The 21,688-nt window shown below is 71.3% G+C and carries 21 protein-coding genes; 10 read left to right on the top strand and 11 right to left on the bottom strand.

The window, feature by feature from the left end:
• The first annotated feature begins 193 nt into the window (after window positions 1-193).
• Both HNR13_RS02580 and HNR13_RS02575 read left to right on the top strand, forming a co-directional pair.
• Entirely contained in the window at window positions 194-1,750 is a 1,557-nt protein-coding gene (locus HNR13_RS02580) for a molybdopterin-dependent oxidoreductase (protein WP_179604302.1), read from the top strand.
• Window positions 1,751-1,810: 60 nt separating this feature from the next.
• On the top strand, window positions 1,811-2,323 hold the full coding sequence (locus HNR13_RS02575) for a GNAT family N-acetyltransferase (protein WP_179604301.1): 513 nt from the start codon (window positions 1,811-1,813) through the stop codon (window positions 2,321-2,323).
• Window positions 2,324-2,379: 56 nt separating this feature from the next.
• On the opposite strand, the gene HNR13_RS02570 is transcribed toward HNR13_RS02575, so the two are convergent.
• Window positions 2,380-2,967 carry a P-loop nucleotide/nucleoside kinase family protein gene (locus HNR13_RS02570; protein ID WP_179604300.1) on the bottom strand — a complete coding sequence of 196 codons (588 nt, stop codon included), beginning with the start codon at window positions 2,965-2,967 and terminating at the stop codon, window positions 2,380-2,382.
• A gap of 90 nt (window positions 2,968-3,057) precedes the next feature.
• Here HNR13_RS02570 and HNR13_RS02565 point away from each other — a divergent pair, with 90 nt between their 5' ends.
• Window positions 3,058-3,690 (top strand): class I SAM-dependent methyltransferase, encoded by a 633-nt coding sequence (locus tag HNR13_RS02565; protein ID WP_179604299.1) that lies wholly within the window; start codon window positions 3,058-3,060, stop codon window positions 3,688-3,690.
• A 213-nt stretch (window positions 3,691-3,903) separates the two neighbouring features.
• Here the strand turns inward: HNR13_RS02565 and HNR13_RS02560 are convergent, their stop codons facing one another.
• The 3 genes from HNR13_RS02560 to HNR13_RS02550 form a co-directional block, all read right to left on the bottom strand.
• Window positions 3,904-5,001, bottom strand: coding sequence for an ABC transporter substrate-binding protein (locus tag HNR13_RS02560; protein ID WP_179604298.1), 1,098 nt, complete (start codon window positions 4,999-5,001; stop codon window positions 3,904-3,906).
• Between the two features lie 74 nt (window positions 5,002-5,075).
• Window positions 5,076-5,987 carry an ABC transporter permease gene (locus tag HNR13_RS02555; RefSeq protein ID WP_179609064.1) on the bottom strand — a complete coding sequence of 304 codons (912 nt, stop codon included), beginning with the start codon at window positions 5,985-5,987 and terminating at the stop codon, window positions 5,076-5,078.
• 5 nt (window positions 5,988-5,992) lie between these two features.
• Window positions 5,993-6,850, bottom strand: coding sequence for an ABC transporter ATP-binding protein (locus HNR13_RS02550; protein ID WP_179604297.1), 858 nt, complete (start codon window positions 6,848-6,850; stop codon window positions 5,993-5,995).
• Window positions 6,851-7,120: 270 nt separating this feature from the next.
• Between HNR13_RS02550 and HNR13_RS02545 the strand changes: the two genes are divergently transcribed.
• On the top strand, window positions 7,121-8,728 hold the full coding sequence (locus HNR13_RS02545; protein WP_179604296.1) for a sensor histidine kinase: 1,608 nt from the start codon (window positions 7,121-7,123) through the stop codon (window positions 8,726-8,728).
• Entirely contained in the window at window positions 8,725-9,429 is a 705-nt protein-coding gene (locus HNR13_RS02540; protein WP_179604295.1) for a response regulator, read from the top strand. Before HNR13_RS02545 ends, HNR13_RS02540 begins: the two co-directional genes overlap by 4 nt.
• On the opposite strand, the gene HNR13_RS02535 is transcribed toward HNR13_RS02540, so the two are convergent.
• On the bottom strand, window positions 9,426-9,968 hold the full coding sequence (locus HNR13_RS02535) for a hypothetical protein (protein WP_179604294.1): 543 nt from the start codon (window positions 9,966-9,968) through the stop codon (window positions 9,426-9,428). The genes HNR13_RS02540 and HNR13_RS02535 overlap by 4 nt on opposite strands.
• A 201-nt stretch (window positions 9,969-10,169) precedes the next feature.
• Window positions 10,170-11,048 carry a hypothetical protein gene (locus tag HNR13_RS02530; RefSeq protein ID WP_179604293.1) on the bottom strand — a complete coding sequence of 293 codons (879 nt, stop codon included), beginning with the start codon at window positions 11,046-11,048 and terminating at the stop codon, window positions 10,170-10,172.
• Between the two features lie 424 nt (window positions 11,049-11,472).
• On the opposite strand from HNR13_RS02530, the gene HNR13_RS02525 reads away from it, so the two are divergent.
• The 3 genes from HNR13_RS02525 to HNR13_RS02515 all read left to right on the top strand — a co-directional run bounded on the left by HNR13_RS02525 (window position 11,473) and on the right by HNR13_RS02515 (window position 13,957).
• The gene (locus tag HNR13_RS02525) at window positions 11,473-11,643 is read left to right on the top strand and encodes a hypothetical protein (protein ID WP_179604292.1); all 171 of its coding nucleotides are present in this window, start codon (window positions 11,473-11,475) and stop codon (window positions 11,641-11,643) included.
• A gap of 110 nt (window positions 11,644-11,753) precedes the next feature.
• Window positions 11,754-12,362 carry an HdeD family acid-resistance protein gene (locus HNR13_RS02520; RefSeq protein ID WP_179604291.1) on the top strand — a complete coding sequence of 203 codons (609 nt, stop codon included), beginning with the start codon at window positions 11,754-11,756 and terminating at the stop codon, window positions 12,360-12,362.
• A gap of 71 nt (window positions 12,363-12,433) precedes the next feature.
• Entirely contained in the window at window positions 12,434-13,957 is a 1,524-nt protein-coding gene (locus HNR13_RS02515) for an ATP-dependent DNA ligase (protein WP_179604290.1), read from the top strand.
• A 716-nt stretch (window positions 13,958-14,673) separates the two neighbouring features.
• Here the strand turns inward: HNR13_RS02515 and HNR13_RS02510 are convergent.
• Both HNR13_RS02510 and HNR13_RS02505 read right to left on the bottom strand, forming a co-directional pair.
• Window positions 14,674-16,077, bottom strand: coding sequence for an MFS transporter (locus HNR13_RS02510; protein ID WP_179604289.1), 1,404 nt, complete (start codon window positions 16,075-16,077; stop codon window positions 14,674-14,676).
• Window positions 16,074-16,595, bottom strand: a complete 522-nt coding sequence (locus HNR13_RS02505) for an ATP-dependent zinc protease family protein (RefSeq protein ID WP_179604288.1) — start codon at window positions 16,593-16,595, stop codon at window positions 16,074-16,076. The genes HNR13_RS02510 and HNR13_RS02505 overlap by 4 nt, the downstream gene beginning before the upstream one ends.
• A 25-nt stretch (window positions 16,596-16,620) precedes the next feature.
• On the opposite strand from HNR13_RS02505, the gene rimK reads away from it, so the two are divergent.
• Window positions 16,621-17,826 (top strand): 30S ribosomal protein S6--L-glutamate ligase, encoded by a 1,206-nt coding sequence (rimK, locus tag HNR13_RS02500; RefSeq protein WP_179604287.1) that lies wholly within the window; start codon window positions 16,621-16,623, stop codon window positions 17,824-17,826.
• 31 nt (window positions 17,827-17,857) lie between these two features.
• Here rimK and HNR13_RS02495 read toward each other — a convergent pair whose 3' ends face one another.
• Window positions 17,858-18,805, bottom strand: coding sequence for a hypothetical protein (locus tag HNR13_RS02495; RefSeq protein ID WP_179604286.1), 948 nt, complete (start codon window positions 18,803-18,805; stop codon window positions 17,858-17,860).
• A 37-nt stretch (window positions 18,806-18,842) separates the two neighbouring features.
• Window positions 18,843-19,982 carry a low temperature requirement protein A gene (locus HNR13_RS02490; protein ID WP_179604285.1) on the bottom strand — a complete coding sequence of 380 codons (1,140 nt, stop codon included), beginning with the start codon at window positions 19,980-19,982 and terminating at the stop codon, window positions 18,843-18,845.
• A 41-nt stretch (window positions 19,983-20,023) separates the two neighbouring features.
• On the opposite strand from HNR13_RS02490, the gene HNR13_RS02485 reads away from it, so the two are divergent.
• Complete coding sequence (locus HNR13_RS02485; RefSeq protein WP_179604284.1) at window positions 20,024-21,016, top strand: aldo/keto reductase; 993 nt, start codon at window positions 20,024-20,026, stop codon at window positions 21,014-21,016.
• Window positions 21,017-21,107: 91 nt separating this feature from the next.
• Here the strand turns inward: HNR13_RS02485 and HNR13_RS02480 are convergent, their stop codons facing one another.
• Window positions 21,108-21,668 (bottom strand): TetR family transcriptional regulator, encoded by a 561-nt coding sequence (locus HNR13_RS02480; protein WP_179604283.1) that lies wholly within the window; start codon window positions 21,666-21,668, stop codon window positions 21,108-21,110.
• Between the last annotated feature and the right edge of the window lie 20 nt (window positions 21,669-21,688).

Below are 21,688 nucleotides of genomic sequence, written 5' to 3'. Positions count from 1 at the left end.
TTTTCTCCTTCGAGTGGTGCTGCTGATCGGTGCTTCTGACGACTGCTGCCAGGGTGTGCTGCCGTGGTGCGGATCGGGCAGCCGCGGCGGCGGCCGACATCAGGGGTTCGGCCCCGCCGCCCGATCGGATTGGAACTCGTCGTCCGCGCGTCCGGCGCCAATCCGGAACCGGGCTCGGCGCCGAACAGCACGCATGAGCATCCGCCGAGGACACCTCGCCGCCTGGGGATGGGCCGCGCTCGCCGGCGCTGTGAGCGGCGGCCTCTTCATCGCCGTCGCCGAGATCGTCGCGCTCCTCGCGGCCCGGGAGGCCGACCCGCTCATCGCGGTCGGATCGTTCGTGATCGACATCGTGCCGCGCTGGGCGAAGGAGCTCGCCATCGAGCTGTTCGGATCCAACGACAAGCTGTTCCTGCTGTCGTCGCTCGGGGTCGCGGTGTTCGTGGCGGCGGCCGTCGCCGGGCTCCTGGAGCTCTGGCGCCGGTGGGTCGGCTTCGCACTGTTCCTCGTCGCCGGGGTCCTGGCGGTCGCGGCCACCGTGACCCGCGCCGACGCGAGCCCGCTCGCGTTCCTGCCGTCCGCGCTCGGCGCGCTCGCGGGGGCCGCGACGCTCCGGTTCCTCGTGGAAGCGCTGCGGCGCTGGCGGAACGCGCTCGACGGCGAGCGCCCGATCGCCGCCGCCGTCGACCGGCGCCGCTTCCTGCTGCTCACCGGCGCGGGCGCGGCACTCGCTGTGCTGGCCGGCGTCGGCTCCCGCCTCGGATCGGCCGCGACCTCCTCGATCGCGGCCGTCCGCTCCGCGCTGCGCTTGCCTGCTCCGGCCTCCCGGGTCCTCGTCCCCGCCGGCGCGGAGCTGCACCTCCCGGATCTGTCTCCGCTCTTCACCCCGAACGCCGACTTCTACCGGGTGGACACCGCGCTGACCGTCCCGTCGGTCGACCCGTCCGGCTGGCGGCTCACCGTGGACGGGATGGTGGAGAGCCGCGTCGAACTGACGTTCCACGACCTGCTCGCGATGGGCCTCCGCGAGTACGCGATCACGCTCACCTGCGTCTCCAACCAGGTCGGCGGGAACCTCGTCGGCAACGCCCGCTGGCTGGGCGTGCCGGTGCGGGAGGTGCTCGCCCGCGCCCGCCCCCGGCACGGGGCCGACATGGTCCTGTCGCGCAGCGTCGACGGCTTCACCGCCAGCACACCGCTCACCGCGCTCACCGACCCGGGCCGCGACGCGATCCTCGCGGTCGGGATGAACGGCGAGCCACTCCCGCTGGAGCACGGCTTCCCGGTGCGGATGGTCGTCCCCGGCCTCTACGGCTACGTCTCGGCGACCAAGTGGCTCACCGAGCTGAAGGTCACGACGTTCGCCGCCGACCAGGCCTACTGGACGCCCCGCGGCTACAGCCCGCAGGCCCCGATCAAGCTCTCCAGCCGCATCGACACGCCGCGGATCGACCGCCCGCTCTCCGCCGGCCCGACGAAGATCGCGGGCGTCGCCTGGGCGCAGACGGTCGGCATCCAGAAGGTCGAGGTGCAGATCGACGGCGGCGCTTGGCAGGAGGCGACCCTCGCAGCCGCGGTCAACGCGGACACCTGGGTGCAGTGGTCCCTCGACTGGAACGCCACGACCGGCTCGCACACCCTGGCGGTCCGGGCTACCGACCGGGCCGGGCGGCTGCAGGAGGAGCGGCGTACGCCGATCGCGCCGAACGGGTCGACGGGGTGGCAGTCGACTCTCGTGCGCGTGGGGTGAGGGGTCGTACGCCACGCGACAGCGCGAAGATGTCGCCTGCCACACTGAGAGACTGATCGGGTGATCGCTGAACTCCCACTGCCTACTGTCCTCTCTGGAGCCCGGTCGATCGAGTTGCGCAGGGCGACACGCGACGATCTCCACCAGCTCATCGCACTTCTCGGGGACGACCCGATCAGCGCAGGCCGCGGCGACATCGCCGAAGAGAGCGATCGCCCGGCCTACGAGGCGGCGTTGGACGCGATCCAAAGCGACGCGGGGAACGACGTCATCGCCGCAACGGATCAGTCCGGGCGCATCCTCGGCACTCTTCAGCTGACTCGAATCCCTGGCATGGCTCGACGAGGGTCCACCCGGCTTCTTGTGGAGGCCGTCCGAGTCTCCAGCTCCGCCCGGTCAAGCGGGATCGGGACAGCGCTCATGCGCTGGGTACTGCTCGAGGCGGCGCCAAGCATCGGTGCGGACCTGGTTCAACTCACGTCCGACGCCCAGCGAGCCGATGCCCACCGCTTCTACGAACGACTCGGCTTCGTCGGCTCCCACATCGGATTCAAGTACTTACTGCGCCACTGATCGTTACTCGTGGGCAGGAACCAGGAACAGGGACGCGGATACGCCACAGAACCCGCTCACGCGCGCAGAACTTCAAGCCGTCGCCCTAGCTGAGCTAAGGCCTCGTCCACTGCACCGACGGCTTCTGTGTCGCACTTGATCACGGGCCCCCTCAGGTCGAGCACCTCGGCGCGTCCATCTGTCAGGCTTGCCCGGAAGCCTTCGAGTCGCTTGTCGTCGGCGTGTCCGGGATGTCGGTGACCGTCCTGCTGGCGCTTCGTGAATCTCCGGACGAGCTCGTCATCCGAGGCAGTGCAGTGCACCTGGATCGCTGTGAATCCGTACTCCTCCTGCCAGGCCTGAAACTTCGCGTTCTCGAACGCCGCGTTGTATGCAGCGTCGACGATGAATGACGCGCCGGCGCGAAGCTGCGCCTGAATGACATAGTCCAGCAACGCGAAGCTCGCCTTGCCGAGCGTCTCCGACCACGCCTGGTCATCATGCCCGAGCGTGTCGAACAGGATCTCCTTGAGCGCGTCCTTCGCGATGACAGAGCAGCCCGATTCCTCGGAGATGCGCGCGCTGATGGTGCTCTTCCCAGAAGCCGGTCGTCCTACGACAAGGATCACAACCTGATCGGACGGTCCAGCGGGCTCGGCGTTCATGGCTACTCCAGGGTCGGTGCACCGAAATCTACGCCTCCTGCGCCGCCGAAGAGATTGTCCCCATCGCAGAAACGAACCCACAATGACCCCATGACCACCCCCTCCCCCTCCAAGGAGACGCAGCGCCAGCTCCGCTCCTGGCGCAAGCAGGCCGCGAAGTACGACCGAAAGGTCGGCCGGGCAGAGCAGACGATGCTCGCGGGCAGCCGCGAGTGGATCGTCGCCCGGGCGAGCGGACGGGTGCTGGAGGTCGCGGTCGGGACCGGGCGCGACCTCCCCTACTATCCCGCGGGGATCGACCTGACCGGGATCGACCTGAGCCCCGAGGTGCTGGCGATCGCCCGCGCGCGGGCGGCCGAGCAGGGGATCGCCGCCGACCTGCGAGAGGGCGACGCCGAGGCGCTGGCGTTCGCCGACGCGTCCTTCGACACGGTGGTGTGCGCGCTCGCGCTGTGCTCGATCCCGCGTCCCGCTGTCGCGATCGCCGAGATGGCGCGCGTGGTCGCGCCAGGCGGTTCCGTCGTGCTGGTCGACCACACGCGCAGCGACCGGGCGCTCGTGTACGCCGGGCAGTGGGTGATCGAGCGGTTCACCATCCCGCTCCAGGGCGAGCACCTGACCCGGCGGCACCGCGCCGAGGTGGAAGCCGCCGGGCTGCAGGTCGTGGAGCACGAGCGCCTCCGCTCCGGGGCCGTCGAGCGGATCCGCGCCACCCGCCCCTGAGACATTCGGCACGAATGTCGCGAATCCCGCGCCCTTACCGCACATTCGGCACGAATGTCAGCGAGCGACATTCGGCACGAATCGCGCGAATCCCGCGCCGGTACCGCGCATTCGGCACGAATGTCGGCGGCGCCGGCGCACGAAGAAGCCCGCCCGGTGCGCTGGATGGCTGGACGCACCGGACGGGCTGTTGGGGGTTTCCGCGTGACGGGATCAGCCGTCCGCGCCGGCCGGCTTCGTCGTGGTCGTGAAGCCTTCCAGCTTGTTCGCCGCTTCGGCGTACTTCTGGGTGAAGGTGTCGGAGTACTTCACCTTGGAGGTGTCGACGCCGATGGTCTTCTCCATGTCGAAGATGACCTTCGGGCCGCCGGCGGGCATGATGCCGTCCGGCAGGAACTGGCCCTTGTCGGTCGACAGGCCGTCGATGTACTGCTGCTTGGTGATCGTGCTGTTCTGCACGAAGTCCTGCGGCATCTTGTTCGCGATGTCCGCGGCCGAGTGGGTCGAGATCCAGTGCATCGTGGCGACGAGCGCGTCGACGACCTTCTGCGCGGCGTCCTCGTGGCTCTTCACCCAGCTGGCCTGCGCGAGCAGACCGGCCGCGGGCCAAGCGCCGCCGAGCGCCGCAGTCGCGCCCTTCGTCGTCGCCATGTCGACGGCCGAGACGGCAAGCTTCTGCGAGGTGAGCGCGCCGACCGTCGGCTGCGTGGTCATCACGCAGTCCGCGGAGCCGCGCTGGATGGCCGCGATCGCGGTGGCGCCGGCGTGCACGGCGATGGTGTTGTACTCCTTCTTCGTCACGCCCTGTTTGGCGGCCAGGAACTGGGTGAGCTCGTCGGTGCCCGACCCGAGGTCGGTGACGCCCATGTTCTTGCCCTTGAAGTCGGCCGCCGAGGAGACGTTCGCCTTCGGGTTGCACATGACGCGCTCGCCGGGGGCGCCGGAGAGCTGGACGAGGTTGATGACGTCCTTGCCCTTCGACTGGAAGTCGACGGTGTGGATGTACCACGCGCCCGCCATGTCCACCTGGCCGGAGGCCATCGCGTCCTCGGCGCCGACGCCGCCGTTCTGCTCGGTCGAGAGCTCGACGTTCACGCCGTACTTCTTGTAGTAGCCGAGCTGCTGGGCCAGCTGGTAGGGGAGGTAGATCTGCTTGTCGATGCCGCCGACCATCATCTTGACGGTCGGGACCGGTCCGGAGCTGCTGCCGCCGGCCGCCGCGGTGCCGCCTCCACCGCCGGAGCAGGCGGCGAGGCTCAGGGCCACGACGACGCCGGCTGCCGCGATGGCACCGATGCTGCGCTTCTTCATGGGGGTTGTTCCTTTCATCGTGCCGGACGGGTCCGGCGTTCTGCTTCGTTGCAGGACAGTTGGGATGGGCGCGCTCAGATCGCCTGAGCCTCGGACCGGCTCGGCGGACGCCACTTGAGGAGGGACTTCTCCAGGAGGGTGATCAGGTACTCGGCGACGAGCGTGACCACGGCCACGATGACCATGCAGGCGAAGACCGTGTTCGGGTCGAAGCTGCCCTGCGCCTGGCTGATGATGAGGCCGACGCCGTGCTGGGCGCCGAGCACTTCGGCCACCAGCGCGCCGATGATCGCGAAGCCGAACGCGGTGTGGAGGCTCGCGATGATCCACGTCATCGCCGAGGGGATGGTCACGTGCCGGGCGACCTGCACGGGCGAGGCGCCGAGGACCCGCACGTTCGCGACCAGGTTCTGGTCGACCTCCCGCACGCCCTGGAAGGCGTTGAAGAAGACGACGAAGAACACCAGCACCGCGGCGAGCAGCACCTTCGGGAAGACGCCGAGGCCGAAAGCGACGATGAAGATCGAGCCGAGCACGATGCGGGGGATCGAGTTCACGACCTTGATGTACGGGCCGAAGACCGAGGCGAGGTAGCGGTTGGAGCCGAGCAGGATGCCGAAGACGACGCCCAGCAGGGTGCCGAGCAGGAAGCCGAGGAAGGCCTCCTGGACGGTGATCCACAGGTTCTCCCAGATGGTCCCGAACGCCGTGCCCTGCGTGAACAGGTGCACGAGGCTGTCCCAGATGCCGGACGGCTGGCCGTAGAAGAACTTGTCGACCCAGCCCACCGAGGTGAACCACTGCCACCCGCCGACCACGATGACGGCGACGGCGATGCGTCCCGCCCAGATCCAGGCGACCCGGCGGCTGTGCGCCCGGCGGCCCGCGACGCGGAGCTCGGTCTCGCGCTCGGTACGCGAAGTGGAGGTGTTGTTCTTCTTCTCCGTGTTGTTCTGTTCTGCGTTGTTCTGTTCTGCGATCGTCATGGTGGTCACGCCGCCGCTCCTGCCGTCTGCTCGTAGGCCCGCGTGACCTCGTCACGGAGCGACTCCCAGATCCGGCCCTGGATGTCGAGGAACTTCTCCTCGTGCCGGATCTCCTGGACGTTGCCGCGCGGTCGCGGCAGGTCGATGTCGAAGACGTCCTTGACCGTCCCCGGGCTGCTGGTCATGATCACCACGCGGTCGGACAGCGCCACGGCCTCATCGAGGTCGTGCGTGATGAACAGCACCGACGGCCGCAGCTCCTCCCACAGGGTGAGAAGCTCGGTCTGCATGATCGCCTTGGTCTGCACGTCGAGCGCGCCGAAGGGTTCGTCCATGAGCAGGATGCGCGGGTTGTTGATGAGCGCGGCCGCCATCGCGACGCGCTTGCGCATGCCGCCGGAGAGCTGGTGCGGGTAGCGGTCCTCGAAGCCGGCCAGGCCGACGCGGCGCAGCCAGTCGAGCGCCAGCGCCGTGGCCTCCTTCTTGGGTGTGCCGAGGAGGATGGGGCCGATCATGACATTGGCCAGAACGGTCTTCCAGGGGAAGAGCGAGTCGGCCTGGAACATGTAGCTCACGCCGCTGGTGATGCCGTCCACGATCCGGCCGCCGACGCTGACCGAGCCGGCGCTCGGCCGCTCGAGGCCCGAGACCTGCGCGAGCGTGGTGGACTTGCCGCAGCCGGTCGGGCCGACGATGGCGCAGAACTGGCCGGGCTCGACCGTGAGGGTCACGTCGCGGATGGCCGTGAACGTGTCGCCCTTCGGCGTCAGGAAGCGTTTCGTCAGACCGACGATGTCGATGCGCGCCGGCTCGTCGGCCGCTGGAGCGGCGGTGGCGGCGCCTCGGGGTCGATGTTCGACCATGGTTCAAGACCTCTCTGTCTTCGGATGCACGGGGTCGGATGCACGAGTCCTCGTGAGCCTTCCCGGCGGAGCGTTCCCACCGGTCCGTGTGGCTTCGATGCTCCCCGGCCGGGGAGCTGCTGTCTCGCTTGCGCCCGATTCACCGCGTTGTGTGCGTTGTCGCAGGTTTTGTGCATTCTGCGCGCACGCTCTCCCCAGCAGGAGATGACACAATCTCGGGTGATGCGACGACGGATCAGACGACTCTCGAGCCAGATACTCCTGGCTCAATTGGCGATCCTGGCCGTCTCGATGCTGGTCGGCTTCCTCCTCCTGGCGCAGACCGCCCGCAGCAACCTCGACTCCGACTACCAGGCGCGAGCCGCGGCGATCGCGCAGACCTTCGCGGCGATGCCCGAGGTCCAGACCTGCATGGCGAACGGCGGCACGGCCTGCGGCTCGACCATCCAGAACCTGGCGTCGCAGACCGCGAACAGCACCGGCGCCGCGTATGTCGTGGTGATCGACCGGAACCGCGTGCGGCACTCGCACCCCGACCCCGCGCTGATCGGGCAGAAGGTCGAGGAGCCGTTCGTCGCGGCCGACGGCAAGGTGCACCTCCGGACCGACACCGGCGCGACCGGCGTCAACGCCAACGCGCGCGTCCCGCTCTACGCGCCGGCCTCCCCCGACATCGTCGGGGAGGTGTCGGTCGGCATCCGGGAGAGCTCCGTGGCGAGCGAGCTGGTCTCCGAGCTGCCCGCCTACGGCGCCTGGTTCGTGCTGGCGCTCGCGATCGGTGCGCTCGCCTCCTTCGGGCTCGCCAGCCTCCTGAAGCGCCGCACGTTCGGGCTCGAACTGGACGAGATCGCCCGCCTGCTGCAGGAGCGGGAGGCCACGCTGCACGGCATCCGGGAGGGCGTCATCGCCATCGACCCGGCCGGCCGGATCACGGTCGTCAACGACGAGGCCCAGCGGCTCCTGCGCCTGCCGGAGGGAGCGCGCGGGCGGCTGCTGGCGGACGTCCTGGTCGCCGGCCCGATCCGCGACACCCTCACCGGCACCTCCGAGGTGAAGGACGCCATCGCGATCACCGACGACCACGTGCTCGTCATCAACCGGATGCCGGTGAAGCTGGGCGGCCGTCCGCACGGCGCGGTGTTCACCCTCCAGGACCGGACCGAGCTGATCGGGCTCACCCGGGAGCTGGACGGCGAGCGCAGCTTCAGCGAGTCGATCCGGGCGCAGCAGCACGAGTTCTCCAACCGCATGCACGCGGTGTCCGGCCTGCTGGAGCTGGGGCGGACCAAGGAGGCGCTGGAGTATCTCAACGAGATCCGCGGGACGACCGCCGACCTCGACGCCACCCTGCGCTCGCACATCGGCTCGCCGCTGATCGTCGGCCTCCTGCTCGGCAAGGCCGCGGAGGCGAACGAGCGCGGCATCGATCTGGTGATCGCGCCGGACACCGACCTCGGCGAGGCGCCGGAGCGGGTTCAGGCGCTGACGACGATCCTCGGCAACCTGATCGACAACGCGTTCGACGCGCTCTCCGGCGCTCCGGCGCCGCGGCGGACGGTCGTGAGCGTCGTGGAGACGCCGGAGTCGCTGACCGTGCGCGTCGCGGACAACGGGCCGGGCGTTCCGAACGCGGAACTCCCGCGGATCTTCGAGAACGGCTACTCGACCAAGCGCGGCTCGCTCGTGCGCCACAGCGGACTCGGGCTGTCGCTGGTCCACTCGACGGTCACCAAGCTGGGCGGGACGGTGACCGTCTCCGGCGGCCCGGGGGCGACGTTCACGATCGTGCTGCCGCGGACGGCGCCGGCGGCGCCCGCGTCGGCTCCCGTCGCGGCTCCCGGCGCGGACTCCCCGCATCGGGAAGGGGCCGCGCGATGAGCGGGCAGCCGGTGTCGCCGTCGCTGACGGTGCTGGTGGTCGACGACGACTACCGGGTCGCGTCCGTGCACGTCGGATTCGTGGAGGCCGTGCCGGGCTTCCGCGTCGTCGGCCAGGCGCACAGCGCCGCCGACGCCCTCCGCCTCGCCTGCGAGCTGAAGCCCGATCTGGTGCTGATGGACATCTACCTGCCGGACGGGGACGGCCTCCAGGTCGTCCGGGAGCTGCTCGGCGAGCCGTCGGCGCCCGCGGTGATCGTCATCTCAGCGGCCAACGACATCGCCACCGTTCGGAAGGCCGTGCAGCTCGGCGCGCTGCACTACCTGGTGAAGCCGTTCGGCTTCGCCCAGCTGGCCGAACGGCTCGCGGCGTTCCGGCGGGCGAACGAGGACCTCGGCGGTTTCCCCGAGGAGGCGACGCAACACGACATCGACCGCGTCTTCGACCTGCTGCGGCCCGCGACGGTCGGCCAGCAGGAGGAGCTGCGCCGCCTCGCGCCGACCCTCCAGTCCGTCTACGACGCGGTCGCGTCCGGGACCGGCAGCCTGTCGGCCAACGACGTCGCCGCGGCGGTCGGGATCAGCCGGACCACCGCGCAGCGCGCGCTCACCCAGCTGGAGCAGAGCGACGTGCTCAAGCTGGAGCTCCGCTACGGCGCGACGGGGCGGCCCGAGCATCGCTACGGGGTCAAGCGGCGCTAGGCGGCGGGGCGGCGGCGCGCGGCGGTCGTCAGGAGCACATCCACCCCGACGGCGACGGCGACGACGGCCGCGCCCGCCATCAGCGCCAGGACGATGTAGAGCAGGGTGCGGGTGGCCCGTGCCTCGGTCGGCTTCAGCGACTGGCCGGCCACGATGACGTCCTGCCCCACCGGCTTCGCCACGATCGCGTAGCGGAGGCCCTGCTCCGGCTGCCAGCTCACGGAGTCCTCGCCGGTCGCCCGCGCCGTGTCGAGCACGCCCTTCGGGACCCGGGCGAGCGTGCCGTCCAGGTAGGCGTTCCCGGCGATGGGGGTTCCGTTCGCGTCGTACTGCACCCAGAAGGTGCCGAGGTAGTAGGTGAGGTCGACACGATCGGGCTGGGTCGGGGCCGCCGTGGTCTGCCCGGTCGAGATCAGGGCGCGCGGGGCGTCCTCCACGGCGCTGCGGCCCGTCTGCTGCTCGACGATGTAGAGCGTGGCGAGCCCGCCCGCGAACAGCGCGTACGCCGCCACGGCGATGACGATCCTGTGCAGCCACATGCTCGCATCATGCTCCCGCGCGCGGCGGGACGGCATCCGCCTCGGGGACGATTCCGCGCCGCGCCGCCGCGACGCGAACGCGCCCCCGCCTCCACCCGTTTTGACGAGTGCGGCGGGGGCGCGATGCGCGCGGACCCTATCGGGGTGGACCTATCGGCCCTTCCGTTCAGCGGAGAGGGGAGGCCGCGTGCGGCCCACGCCTCAGTGGGCCGCGGTGAGAGCCGACTCGAGCTGGTCGGCGACCTGCTGGACCTGCGAGCCGTAGCCGCCGCTGAGGGCGGTGGTCGCGAGGTGCTGGAGGTCGGCGGTCTGCGCGGAGGCCGGGGCCGACGCGAGCTGCGACAGGTCGGTGCGCAGCGAGTCGGGGAGCTTCGACGCGAGCTGGCTGTCGCCGGTCACGGTCGAGGCGATCGTGCTCACCTCGGAGCTGAGCTGCGAGGTGCTGCCCGTGGCGGAGCCGAGGAGGTCGCCGCTGCGCAGGCCGTCGATCAGGCCCTTCACGTCGAGCCCCTTCAGGTCCAGGCCGCCCCGGGTGTCCGAGTTCTCCGAGCCGCTGGCCGAGGTCCCGCCCTTGAGCTGGTCGGCGAGCTTCTGGATGGCGGTGCCGTAGCCGCCGTCGAGCGCGGTCGACACGAGCTTCTTCGCGTCGGCCGTGCGGTCCTGCGAGGCGGCGTTCGCCAGCGTCTTCAGGTCGCTCTGCAGGCTGTCGGGCAGCAGCGAGAAGACCGGGGTGTCCGCCACGATCTTCTGGGCGAGCTTCTGCGCCTTGGCGCCGTTGATGTGACCGTTGAAGAGCGCGTGGGCCTGACCGAACAGCGAGGAGCCGTGGTCCTGGTCGCCGAACGAGGCCGAGCCCCCGGCCGACGCCGAACCCGACACGCCAGGGGTCGAGGTCGAGCTGGACACGGTCGCCGAGCCGGAGCCGGCAGCACCGGTGTCGCCGGTGGCCGCGAAGGCCCCCTGCGCCCCCACGCCGATGAGAGCTCCTGCCGCCACGATCGAGGCGGCGCCGATGACGACGCGACGGGCGCCGAACGCGGTGCGGGTGGTTCCGGAGGTGTTCTGGATGGTGTTCTTCACGTGGATCCTTTCCGTCGCCCGCGACGAGGCCGGCAGGGGTGCCGGCCTGGGTCGACCACGGGCATCCGGCGACGTTACGAGACCCGTCTGGACCTCCCGTCCGTACCCTCTGCGAGGTCGCGAAGACCACTTGAACCGGTCGGAGCATCGCGGTAGTCGGCGATCATACCGACCGGTATGGGATGCTCTGCGGGCTACCGCGACCGGCCCCCTCGGGTGCACCATGGGGTCGACGGCGAGCCAGGTCGCCCGGCCGAGCCGTGAGACAAGAGCGGGAGCACCGGGTTTCAGGCGGTCCGCCCCACGGGCAGCGCCAAGCAGACGGCGGCTGGTCCCACCCGCCGCCGGGCGACCGCGGCGAGGAGCGCGAGGACGCGGTCCGGCGCTCGAAGATGCTTGAAGATTCGCGGAGAGGGGAACGACGATGGACGATCTCGAGGGGACGGCGGCGGAGCGGCTCGACCGGCTCGCACGGCTCGGCGACGGCGAGGTGACCCACGACTGGACGCGGCGCCAGCTGGAGCGCGCGCTGCGCGACTGGTCGGAGGACCAGGACACCCTGTCAGTGCTCGGCGAGGGACGCGAGGACTACTGACGGTCAGGCGCATGACGCTTGATTTCACACACGCACGAAGACTCTAGACACCGCGGGTCCCGCGGCGATACGGTCCGAGGAATCCGTTCCCATCACCAGAAGGAGCCGCGATGTCCAGCTCTCAGCCCTCCGCGTTCGCGTCGTTCTCGCTCAACGGGCAAGACCTGACGAAGGCGGCCATCAACAGCGTGCGCGTCGCGCTGGGGATCAGCGGCGCCGTCGCCCTCATCATCGGCGTCATCATCGTGTTCTGGCCGAAGACCGCGGCGGTCGGGCTCACCGTGCTGATCGCGATCTCGCTGCTCATCTCCGGCATCGCCTACCTCGGCATCGGCATCTTCGCGCGCGGCATCGGCGGCGGCGCGAGAGCGCTCGACATCGTCTTCGGCATCCTGCTCGTCATCGGCGCGGTCATCGCGTTCGCGAACCTCCAGGGGACCACGGCTTTCCTGGCGGTGTTCATCGGCATCCTGGTCGGCATCGCGTGGATCGTGGAGGGCGCGGTCGCGCTCGCCCAGCTCGGCGACTCGCCGTCGCGCGGCTGGTCGATCTTCTTCGGCATCCTGAGCATCGTCGCCGGCATCGTGCTGCTGTTCAGCCCGCTGTGGGGGATCGTGGTGCTCTTCCTGCTCGCGGGGATCAGTCTCATCGTGCTCGGGATCGTGCAGATCGTGCGCGCGATCACGTTCGGCCGCGGGATCGCGACGCCGGAGGTCTGAGGGCGTTCCGCGGGGCCGGTTTCTCGGCGCCTCCCCTTCTCGGCGTCAGCGGCCGATGACACACTGAGGTCGTGCTTCTCGACACGATCGTCACCACGCTGGAGACCGTCGCGGGAACGCGCTCGCGCCTGGCCAAGGTCGACGCGCTCGCGGGCCTGCTCGGCGCCCTGGAGCCGGAGGAGATCGCGCCGGCGGTCGGCTTCCTGGTCGGCAAGCCGCGTCAGGGCCGCGTCGGCGTGGGCTGGCGCGGGGTGGCGGATGTCATGGGCGCGGGTGTGGATATCCCGACCCTGACCGTCCTCGATCTCGATACCCTGCTCGGCGAACTCGCCGCGCTCGGCGGGGAGGGGTCGGCACGCGACCGCAGCGCCGCGCTCCGCGACTTCGCAGCGCGCGCGACGCCGGGCGAGCAGGACCTGCTGGCGCGCATCCTCCTCGGCGAGATGCGGACCGGCGCCCTGGAGGGCGTGCTGCTCGACGCGATCGCCCGCACCGCCGACCGCCCGGGGCCCGACGTGCGCCGGGCCGCGATGCTCACGGGCGACCTGGGCGCGGCCGCCGTCCTGGCGCTGACCGGCACCGCCGAGGAGCTCGCCGCGGTGGGCCTCGTCGTCGGGCGGCCGGTGCTGCCGATGCTGGCCGCCACCGCGGCGTCGGCCTCCGCCGCGCTGGAGACCACCGGCCGCGCGTCGGTCGAGTACAAGCTCGACGGCGCGCGCATCCAGGTGCACCGCTCGGGCGACACCGTGCGCGTCTTCACCCGGACGCTCGCCGACATCACGCACCGCGTCCCCGAGGTGGTGGAGATCGTGCGCCGGCTGCCCGCCCGCGACCTGGTCCTCGACGGCGAGACCCTGGCACTCGACGAGGACGGCGGCCCGCGGCCGTTCCAGGAGACGATGTCGCGTTTCGGCGCGGAGGCCGGGCGGGAGACCCTGCTGCACCCGTGGTTCTTCGATGTCCTCCACGTGGACGGGCGGGACCTGCTGGACGAGCCGCTGTCGGTCCGGATCGCGGAGCTGGAGCGGGTCGCCGGCGAGTACCGGATCCCCGGCGAGGTCACCGACGACCCGGAGGCAGCCGAACGGGTCTCGCGCGACGCCCTCGCCGCCGGCCAGGAGGGCGTCGTCGTCAAGGCGATCGACTCCCCCTATGCCGCCGGCCGTCGCGGAGCGAGCTGGATCAAGGTCAAGCCGGTGCTCACCTACGACCTGGTGGTGCTGGCGTGCGAGTGGGGCTCGGGCCGGCGCGCCGGGTTGCTCTCGAATCTGCACCTGGGCGCGCGCGACCCGGACGGCGCGTTCGGCGAGCCGGGCGGGTTCGTGATGGTCGGCAAGACGTTCAAGGGCCTCACCGACGAGCTGCTGCGCTGGCAGACCGAGGAGTTCCAGCGGATCGAGGTGCGCCGCACGCCCGGCACCGTCTGGGTAGCGCCGACGACCGTGGTCGAGATCGCGATCGACGGCGTCCAGCGCTCGTCCCGCTACCCCGGCGGCATCGCCCTCCGCTTCGCGCGCGTCAAGCGCTACCGCGACGACAAGCCGGCGGCCGAGGCCGACACCATCGGCACGCTCCGCGCACTGCTCCGCGAGTAGCGCGGCGCCACCCCACCCGCAGCCGCCCCGCCCCCGCCCCACCCTGCCCCACCCTGCCCCCGCTGCCAACGGAGGAGTCTCCCCCTCCGCTGCCCCTCATTTCCTCCGCTGGCTGCTCCCCCGCGGCGTGTCGACCGCCACCTCCTCCGGTGGCTGCTCCCGGCCGGCGTGTCGACCGCCACCTCCGCCGGTAGCCGCTCCCGGCCGGCGTGTCGACCGCGATCTGCTCCGTTCGCAGCACGCGTGGCCAACGGAGGACACTCGGCCCGGCGCGCCCGGGGAAACGCGGGCAACGGAGGAGTTCCGGCTTCGACCGTCGCGCATCTCCTCCGTAGGCTGCACTCGCGTGTCGGCGGCCATCTCCTCCGCTGGCGACAGGCGTGGGCAACGGAGGAGATGCGGGGCGACACGCCGAGAGAAAGCGGGCAACGGAGGAGTATCGGGCGGTGTGGGGCGGGATGTCCTCCGTTAGCGACGTGCCGGCTGTGTGGGACCGGGGGTGGGCCGTGGGAGTGGAGCGGGCCGTGGGCGTGGCGAGCGGCGCGGCGTAGGATTCCGGCATCGAGGGAGGATCGACGTGACGAACAAGACGCCTCGCGAAGAGGAGATCCAGAAGGAGCAGGAAGCGAAGGACGCCGAGAAGGAGCGCCTCGAGCGCGACGAGGAGGAGCGCCTCCGCTAGCACCGCTCGGCGAGGGGCCGGCTAGCGACGGCGGTCAGCGCCGGGCGGTCGCCCGCGCCCCGGCGTCGTGCGGCAGCTGGAACGCGCCCGCCAGCGGGATGAGCAGCAGCGCCGCGGCGAGCGCGAACGCCCAGTGGTAGCCGGGCAGCGGCGACCCGGTCACGCCCTCGGACACCCCGGTGGAGGCCCGCACGAACACCGCGACCACCGCGAGTCCCAGCGCGGTCGCGACCTGTTGCAGCGCGGACGCGAGCGTGTTCGCGTTGTTGGTGTCCGCCGCGTCCACGTCCGCGAACTGGAGCGTGTTGTACGCGCTGAATCCGATGGACCGGAACACGCCGCTCGCCACCAGCAGCAGGAGCAGCACGGGCAGCGGCGCCGCGGGCCCGATCCCGACGAATGCCGCCAGCACCAGCATGCCGAGCAGGTTGGACCAGATAAGCACCGTGCGGAAGCCGAACCGGCGGATGAGCGGGGTCGTGAACGGCTTGATCGCGAGGTTGCCGACGAAGATCGCGATGACGGTGAGGCCGGCGACGGTCGCGCTCCAGCCGTAGGCGAGCTGGAACAGCAGCGTGAACAGGAAGGGCGCTCCCGTGATGATCATCCGGTAGACGCCGCCGCTGATGTTCCCCGCCCGGAACGAGTGCAGCCGCAGCACGCTCCAGTCGAAGAGCGCGTGCTCCCGGCCGCGCGACCCCGCGATGGCGACCCAGCCGACGGCGATCGCGACGAGGATGGCGGCGCCGCCCGCGAGCTGGAGCCGCGCGTCCTCGGCGCTCAGCCCCTCCGCTCCGGCGGTGAGCAGCACCAGGGCGAGCGCGATCGCCGCGTAGCCACGGCCGTCGAACGGGAGGTCGCGCTGCCGTTCGGTGTGCGGCACCAGCACCAGCCCGGCGATGACCGCGGCGACGCCGAAGGGGAGGTTGATGAGGAAGATCCAGCGCCAGCCGACCGTGTCCGACAGGATGCCGCCGAGGGCGGGCGCGATCACCGGGGCGATGAGCGCGGGCCAGGTGAGGTAGGCGATCGCGTCGAGCAGGTCGACCGGGTCGATGTCGCGGAGCACCGCCAGCCTCCCCACCGGCACCATGAGCGCGCCGCCGATGCCCTGCAGCACGCGGGCGACGGTCAGCAGCGTGAGCGTCGGCGCGAACGCGCACAGCAGCGACGCGACGGTGAAGACGACGATCGCGGTCAGCAGCACCGGGCGGATGCCGATCCGGCGGGACAGCCAGCCGGTCGCCGGGATGCCGGCGGCCACCGCCAGCAGGTAGGCGACCATCGCGACGCTCACGTCGGCCGGCGCGACGCCGAACTCGCGCGCCATCGTGGGGGCGGCGGTCTGGATGATCGTGCCGTCCAGGTTCTCCATGAAGAACGTGGCGGCCACGAGGAGTGCGAGGCCGCGGCTGAACGACACGGCCGTCCGCGTCATGCGGTAGGGTCCTCGGTCGCAGACTGCCGCGCTGCCCCCGGCTCCGCCGTCCTCCCCCGGTTCCGCCGCCGGACCTCCCGCGGCGCACGCCCCGCGAGGAACGAGCGGCCCGGGTCGACGACGAAGCCCTGGCGGAGGGCCTCCCGGCCCACCAGCATCCGGAAGCCCATCTGGTCGCGGTTGCTCAGCGTGGTCTCGGCGAGGACCGTCCGGCCGCCCAGGACGATCTCCTGCAGCACCACGATCCGCTCCTCGGTGTGGCCCGACGAGCTGCGCACCACGCGGCGGTCGTGGATGGGGACCTCGACCACCGACGCGTCGGTGTCCGCGTCCTGCCACGGGTGCACCATGAACCGGACGCGGTCGCCCGGGAGCTCCTCCAGGTCGAACGCGTGCAGCGCCGAACTGCGCGCCCCGGTGTCGATCTTGACTTTGATCCACGGAATGCCGATGCTGGGCAGGCTCGCCCATTCACGCCACCCCACGACCAGGGTGTTTGAATGGAGGTCACCGGCCATTCCCCTATCTTCGCAGGATCCATCGATGAAGCTCGCCATCCTCTCCCGCGCTCCGCACGCGTACTCCACCCAGCGGCTGCGCGCGGCCGCGCGCGACCGCGGCCACACCGTCAAGGTGCTGAACACGCTCCGCTTCGCGATCGACCTCTCCGGCGAGGAGCCCGACCTGCAGTACCGCGGCCGGCTGCTGTCCGACTACGACGCCGTCCTGCCGCGCATCGGCAACTCGATCACCTACTACGGCACCGCCGTCGTCCGCCAGTTCGAGCAGATGGACGTCTACACGCCGAACACCGCCAACGGGATCACCAACTCGCGCGACAAGCTGCGCGCCAACCAGATCCTGTCGCGGCACAACATCGGGATGCCGGCGACCACGTTCGTGAACAGCCGCGCCGATGTGCGCATGGCGATCGAGCAGGTCGGCGGCGCGCCGGTCGTCATCAAGCTGCTGGAGGGCACCCAGGGCATCGGCGTCATCCTCGCGCCGGAGGCGAAGATCGCCGAGTCGATCGTGGAGACGCTGCACTCCACCAAGCAGAACGTCCTCATCCAGAGCTTCATCTCGGAGAGCCGCGGGCGCGACATCCGCGCGCTCGTCGTCGGCGACCGCGTGGTGGCGGCGATGCGGCGTGTGGCGAGCGGGGACGAGTTCCGCTCCAACGTGCACCGCGGCGGCACGGTCGAGAAGGTCGAGCTGACGCCGGAGTACGAGGAGGCTGCGGTGCGCTCGGCCCAGATCATGGGCCTCCGCGTGGCGGGCGTCGACATGCTCGAAGGCAACGACGGCCCGCTGGTGATGGAGGTCAACTCCTCCCCCGGCCTGGAGGGCATCGAGCGCGCCACCGGCCTCGACGTTGCCGGCGCGATCATCGACTTCATCTCCAACCAGGTCGCGTTCCCCGAGATCGACGTGCGCCAACGGCTGAGCGTCTCCCGCGGGTACGGCGTGGCCGAGCTGCTCGTGCACGGCAACGCCGACCTGATCGGCAAGACGATCAAGGAGTCCGGGCTGTGGGACCGCGACATCACGGTCCTCACGCTGCACCGCGGCGCGACGGTCATCCCGAACCCGCGCAGCGGCGTCGAGCTGCAGGCGGGCGACCGGCTGCTCTGCTTCGGCAAGCTGGAGGAGATGCGGTCGATGATCCCGGACCGCCGGAAGCGCCGCACGAAGGTGCGCCGGCTACCGAAGGAGCACCTGGCGGAGGCTGCGACCACCTCGGCGTAGGGCGAGAAGGCGCGGCAGGGCAGCGCGCGGCTCAGGCCGCAGGCGCCTCCGCGTCCCACCAGCGCAGCACGCGCAGCGCCCGCAGGGTGACCCAGCGGCTGGGCATCCCCTCGTTGTCGCCGAAGTCGAGCCAGACCGGGCCTTCGTGCCGGTTCTCCAGGTTCCAGAGGCCGTCGGCGTCGGCCTTGCCGCGCAGCAGCTCCACCGCCTCCGCGAGTCGCGGGTCGCGGCGGTCGACGGCGCGGAAGTGCTCCAGCCCGCGCAGGATGTCGTGGAACCACCGCGTGGGGCTGCTCAGCATCGTCAGGCGCGGGTCGGCGACCTCTCCGGTGCTCCGCCGGCGGAACAGTCCTCGGGCGAGCAGGTACTCCTCGCCCGTGCCCTGGGCGTCCGCCGTCGTCGCGTCGCCGCCGCCGGTGGCGTTCCAGGCGGCCAGGCCCTCCACCGCGCAGATCGTGGAGTGGAACGAGGACACCCGCGCGCCGTACTCGGCCCAGCAGTTCCAGGCGCCGTCGTCGAGCCGGCCGCCGGCTAGGGTCGCTGCGACGTTGGAGCCGTCCTGGCCGAAGTAGGCCGCGAGTCTCAGCACGACGCCGTTGATGCACGGCTCGGTCTCGCCGTCGAAGTAGGGCTCGCCGGCGTGGTCCCAGCGGACGTGGTCGCGCACATGGGAGACGGCCTCCAGCGCACGCGGGTGCTCCGGGTCGACGCCGAAGTCGGCGAGCTGCTGCAGCACGAAGTGGGTCGCGGTCCAGGCGTCGAAGAACGGGCGGTCCTCCTGCGCCCAGCCCGGCCGGTAGACGCCGCCGTCCCAGGTGCCGTCCGGTCCCTGCGCGTCGAGGAGCCGCGCCCCCCAGCCCTCGGTCGCGACGCGGTCGCGCTCGGCGGCGACGGTCTCGTCGGAGGCGCCCGCCAGATCGCGCAGCACCTGCCAGCGGATGCTCGGGTCGGAGTCCAGGAGCCACTCGATCGTGTCCATGCCCCGCATGGTACTCAGGCCCTCGGACAGTCCGGGATCACCGCGGGCTGCGCTCCGCCACCAGCACGAGTACGACGATCGCCAGCAGCGCGCCGATGAGCGCGATGCCGGGCAGCCCGCCCGCCCGCAGCGGCAGCATCCACGCCGCGAGGAGGCCCGCCACGAGACTGCCCGCGGCTCCGATGAGCCGGTAGACCCACGGGCCCAGCCGCAGCTCGCGGCGGTACTCGGCGTCCCCGACCAGGTACACCGCGACGCCGCCGGAGAGCAGCCAGGCCGCCGCAGGCGTGACCGGCGCGAAGGCGTCCTCCAGCGAGAGGTGCAGCCCGGCGGCCACGCCGACGAGGCCGAACAGCATGACGAAGTGCGCGAGGTAGTAGGCGGTGAGGGCGAGCGTCGTGCCACGACGGCCGGCCGCCCGGCCGAACGACCGCTCCGCCCGCTCGTCGTCCCCGGAGAAGTAGCACCACCACAGTGCCGCGACCATCGCGACCGTCGCCACCGCGCCGAGCACGACCTGCGGACGCAGGCCGGACGCGGTCAGCCCGGCGCCGACCGACACGATCGACTCGCCGAACGCGATGATCATCAGCAGGCCGTGCCGCTCCACGAAATGGGAGGCGCCGAGTGCGAACGGCGACGCACGGGCCAGCAGCCCGGACACCAGGAACAGGACCAGCGGCGCCAGGAACAGCACCCACTCCAGCCAGCCCGTCGCGAACCCGGAGGCGATCAGCAGGAGCGCGGCCACGGCGTTCAGCGGCCCGACCCGCAGCATGACCCGCACCGAGCCGCGGCCTCCCCGGGCGATGAACAGCCCGGAGTGGATGACGACCACCGCCAGGTACGCGACCCCGAACAGCACGCCGGAGCCGGTGAACACATCCGGGATCGCCAGCGACAGCACCAGGAACGCCGCCATCGCCGCGATGAGCAGCAGCCGCACCGGGACCGTGTCCGGCACGGCCTGGTTGGTGAGCCACGCGAACGCGTCGTACATCCACCAGACGACGGCGAGGATGGCCGCGGCGCGCAGCACCGATTCGACGCCGGGCGACTGCACGATCACTGCGGTCAGCTGGCCGATCGTGAAGACGAACACCAGGTCGAACAGCAGCTCGATCGTGGACACGCGCGACGCCACCCGCGCGATCCGGCCTCCGGTCACCCCGCTCACAGGCCAAAGGTAGCGGGGCGCAGGGCCTCTAGGCTGGCCCCATGCCCACGCCTTTCGTCGCCGATCCCGGCCGCTACGACTCGATGCCCTACCGCCGCGCCGGACGCAGCGGCCTCCAGCTTCCGCCGCTCTCGCTCGGGCTCTGGCAGAACTTCGGCACCGCGCGCTCGTTCGACACGCAGCGGGAGATCGTGCTGCGGGCGTTCGATCTCGGCGTGACGCACTTCGACCTCGCCAACAACTACGGACCGCCTCCGGGAGCGGCGGAGGAGTCCTTCGGGCGCATCCTCGCCACCGACCTGCGCGCCTACCGGGACGAGATCGTCGTCTCGACCAAGGCCGGCTACCTGATGTGGCCGGGCCCGTACGGCGACTTCGGCTCGCGCAAGTACCTGCTGTCGTCGCTCGACCAGAGCCTGCGACGGCTGGGGCTGGAGTACGTGGACGTCTTCTACCACCACCGTCCGGACCCGCAGACGCCGCTGGAGGAGACGATGGGCGCGCTGACGACGGCGGTCGCCCAGGGCAAGGCGCTCTACCCGGGGGTCTCGAACTACGACCCCGCGCAGACGACGGCCGCGGCGGCGCTGCTCGCCGATGCCGGGACGCCGCTGCTGCTGCACCAGCCGCGCTACTCGATGTTCGACCGGCACGTGGAGGACGGCGTCCTGGACGCGGTGGACGCTGCGGGGGCGGCCGCGATCGTGTTCTCTCCGCTGGCCCAGGGGATGCTGACCGACCGCTACCTGAACGGAGTGCCGGCGGGCTCGCGCGCGGTGACCAGCGTCTTCCTGCACGAGTCCGACCTGACCGAGGATGTGCTGAGGACGGTGCGTGCGCTGAACGATATCGCCGCCGAGCGCGGCCAGAGCCTCGCGCAGCTCGCGCTGCAGTGGGTGCTGCGGAGCCCCGTGGTGGTGTCCGCGATCATCGGCGCGAGCAGTGTCGCCCAGCTGGAGCAGAACCTGGGCGCGCTGGACGCGCCCGCGCTGACCGCCGACGAGCTCGCCGCGATCGACAGCGTGCTGGAGTAGGTCGGCGCGACAGGGGTCGCGACACGCCGTTATGGGCGCGGCGTAGCAGCGTGTTGCGACCCCTGTGCGGCGCGGCCGCGCGGTGCTGCGGCTACGCGAGGGTGGGCAGCGTTGCGAGGGCCTGCTCGACGTGCGACGCGAGCGTCGCGTCGGCGGGGCCCGCGATCCACTGGGCGAAGCCGACGTGGAACGCGCCCACCGCCGCCTGTCCCGCGAGACTCGCGGCGGGCTCCGGGACGCCGCGGGCGCGCAGCGCCCCGCCGCTCGCGGTGGCGAGGGCGGCCAGCTTGAGCAGCTCGCGCTCCTGGAGGCTCGGGTTGGCCGCGATGACGGCCGAGCGCCGCCGCGGGAAGTCCCCGCCGGCACTGTCGATCAGGGCTGCGGCGGCGCGCATCCCGTCCCCTGCGACGGCGAGCGGCGTCGCGTCCTCCGGCGCGGCCGCGATGGCGGCGAGGACGGCGTCCTGCATCGCGGTCGACCCGGCGAAGAGCACCTCGCGCTTGTCCGCGTAGTGCCGGAAGAAGGTGCGCTCGGTGACGCCCGCGCGCTCGGCGATGTCGGCGACGGTGGTCCCCTCGAAGCCGCGCTCGGCGTACAGCTCGATCGCCGCCTGGGCCAGGCGGCCGCGCGCATCCGGTGTCCAGCGTCCCACGGCGTCATTCTACCGGTTTC

It is taken from the genome of Leifsonia shinshuensis (assembly GCF_013410375.1).
Lineage (GTDB): Bacteria > Actinomycetota > Actinomycetes > Actinomycetales > Microbacteriaceae > Leifsonia > Leifsonia shinshuensis.
Note: the sequence above shows the minus strand (reverse complement) of the source record. Positions and strands in the feature narration are given on the sequence as shown.

Bases quoted from the DNA above. Each gene is read 5' to 3' on its own strand.
- HNR13_RS02555 (WP_179609064.1), bottom strand. From the start codon at position 5,987: ATGACGATCGCAGAACAGAACAACGCAGAACAGAACAACACGGAGAAG.
- HNR13_RS02525 (WP_179604292.1), top strand. From the start codon at position 11,473: ATGGACGATCTCGAGGGGACGGCGGCGGAGCGGCTCGACCGGCTCGCA.
- HNR13_RS02570 (WP_179604300.1), bottom strand. From the start codon at position 2,967: ATGAACGCCGAGCCCGCTGGACCGTCCGATCAGGTTGTGATCCTTGTC.
- HNR13_RS02510 (WP_179604289.1), bottom strand. From the start codon at position 16,077: ATGACGCGGACGGCCGTGTCGTTCAGCCGCGGCCTCGCACTCCTCGTG.
- HNR13_RS02580 (WP_179604302.1), top strand. From the start codon at position 194: ATGAGCATCCGCCGAGGACACCTCGCCGCCTGGGGATGGGCCGCGCTC.
- HNR13_RS02485 (WP_179604284.1), top strand. From the start codon at position 20,024: ATGCCCACGCCTTTCGTCGCCGATCCCGGCCGCTACGACTCGATGCCC.
- HNR13_RS02550 (WP_179604297.1), bottom strand. From the start codon at position 6,850: ATGGTCGAACATCGACCCCGAGGCGCCGCCACCGCCGCTCCAGCGGCC.
- HNR13_RS02495 (WP_179604286.1), bottom strand. From the start codon at position 18,805: ATGGACACGATCGAGTGGCTCCTGGACTCCGACCCGAGCATCCGCTGG.
- rimK (WP_179604287.1), top strand. From the start codon at position 16,621: ATGAAGCTCGCCATCCTCTCCCGCGCTCCGCACGCGTACTCCACCCAG.
- HNR13_RS02505 (WP_179604288.1), bottom strand. From the start codon at position 16,595: ATGGCCGGTGACCTCCATTCAAACACCCTGGTCGTGGGGTGGCGTGAA.
- HNR13_RS02535 (WP_179604294.1), bottom strand. From the start codon at position 9,968: ATGTGGCTGCACAGGATCGTCATCGCCGTGGCGGCGTACGCGCTGTTC.
- HNR13_RS02540 (WP_179604295.1), top strand. From the start codon at position 8,725: ATGAGCGGGCAGCCGGTGTCGCCGTCGCTGACGGTGCTGGTGGTCGAC.
- HNR13_RS02565 (WP_179604299.1), top strand. From the start codon at position 3,058: ATGACCACCCCCTCCCCCTCCAAGGAGACGCAGCGCCAGCTCCGCTCC.
- HNR13_RS02560 (WP_179604298.1), bottom strand. From the start codon at position 5,001: ATGAAGAAGCGCAGCATCGGTGCCATCGCGGCAGCCGGCGTCGTCGTG.
- HNR13_RS02520 (WP_179604291.1), top strand. From the start codon at position 11,754: ATGTCCAGCTCTCAGCCCTCCGCGTTCGCGTCGTTCTCGCTCAACGGG.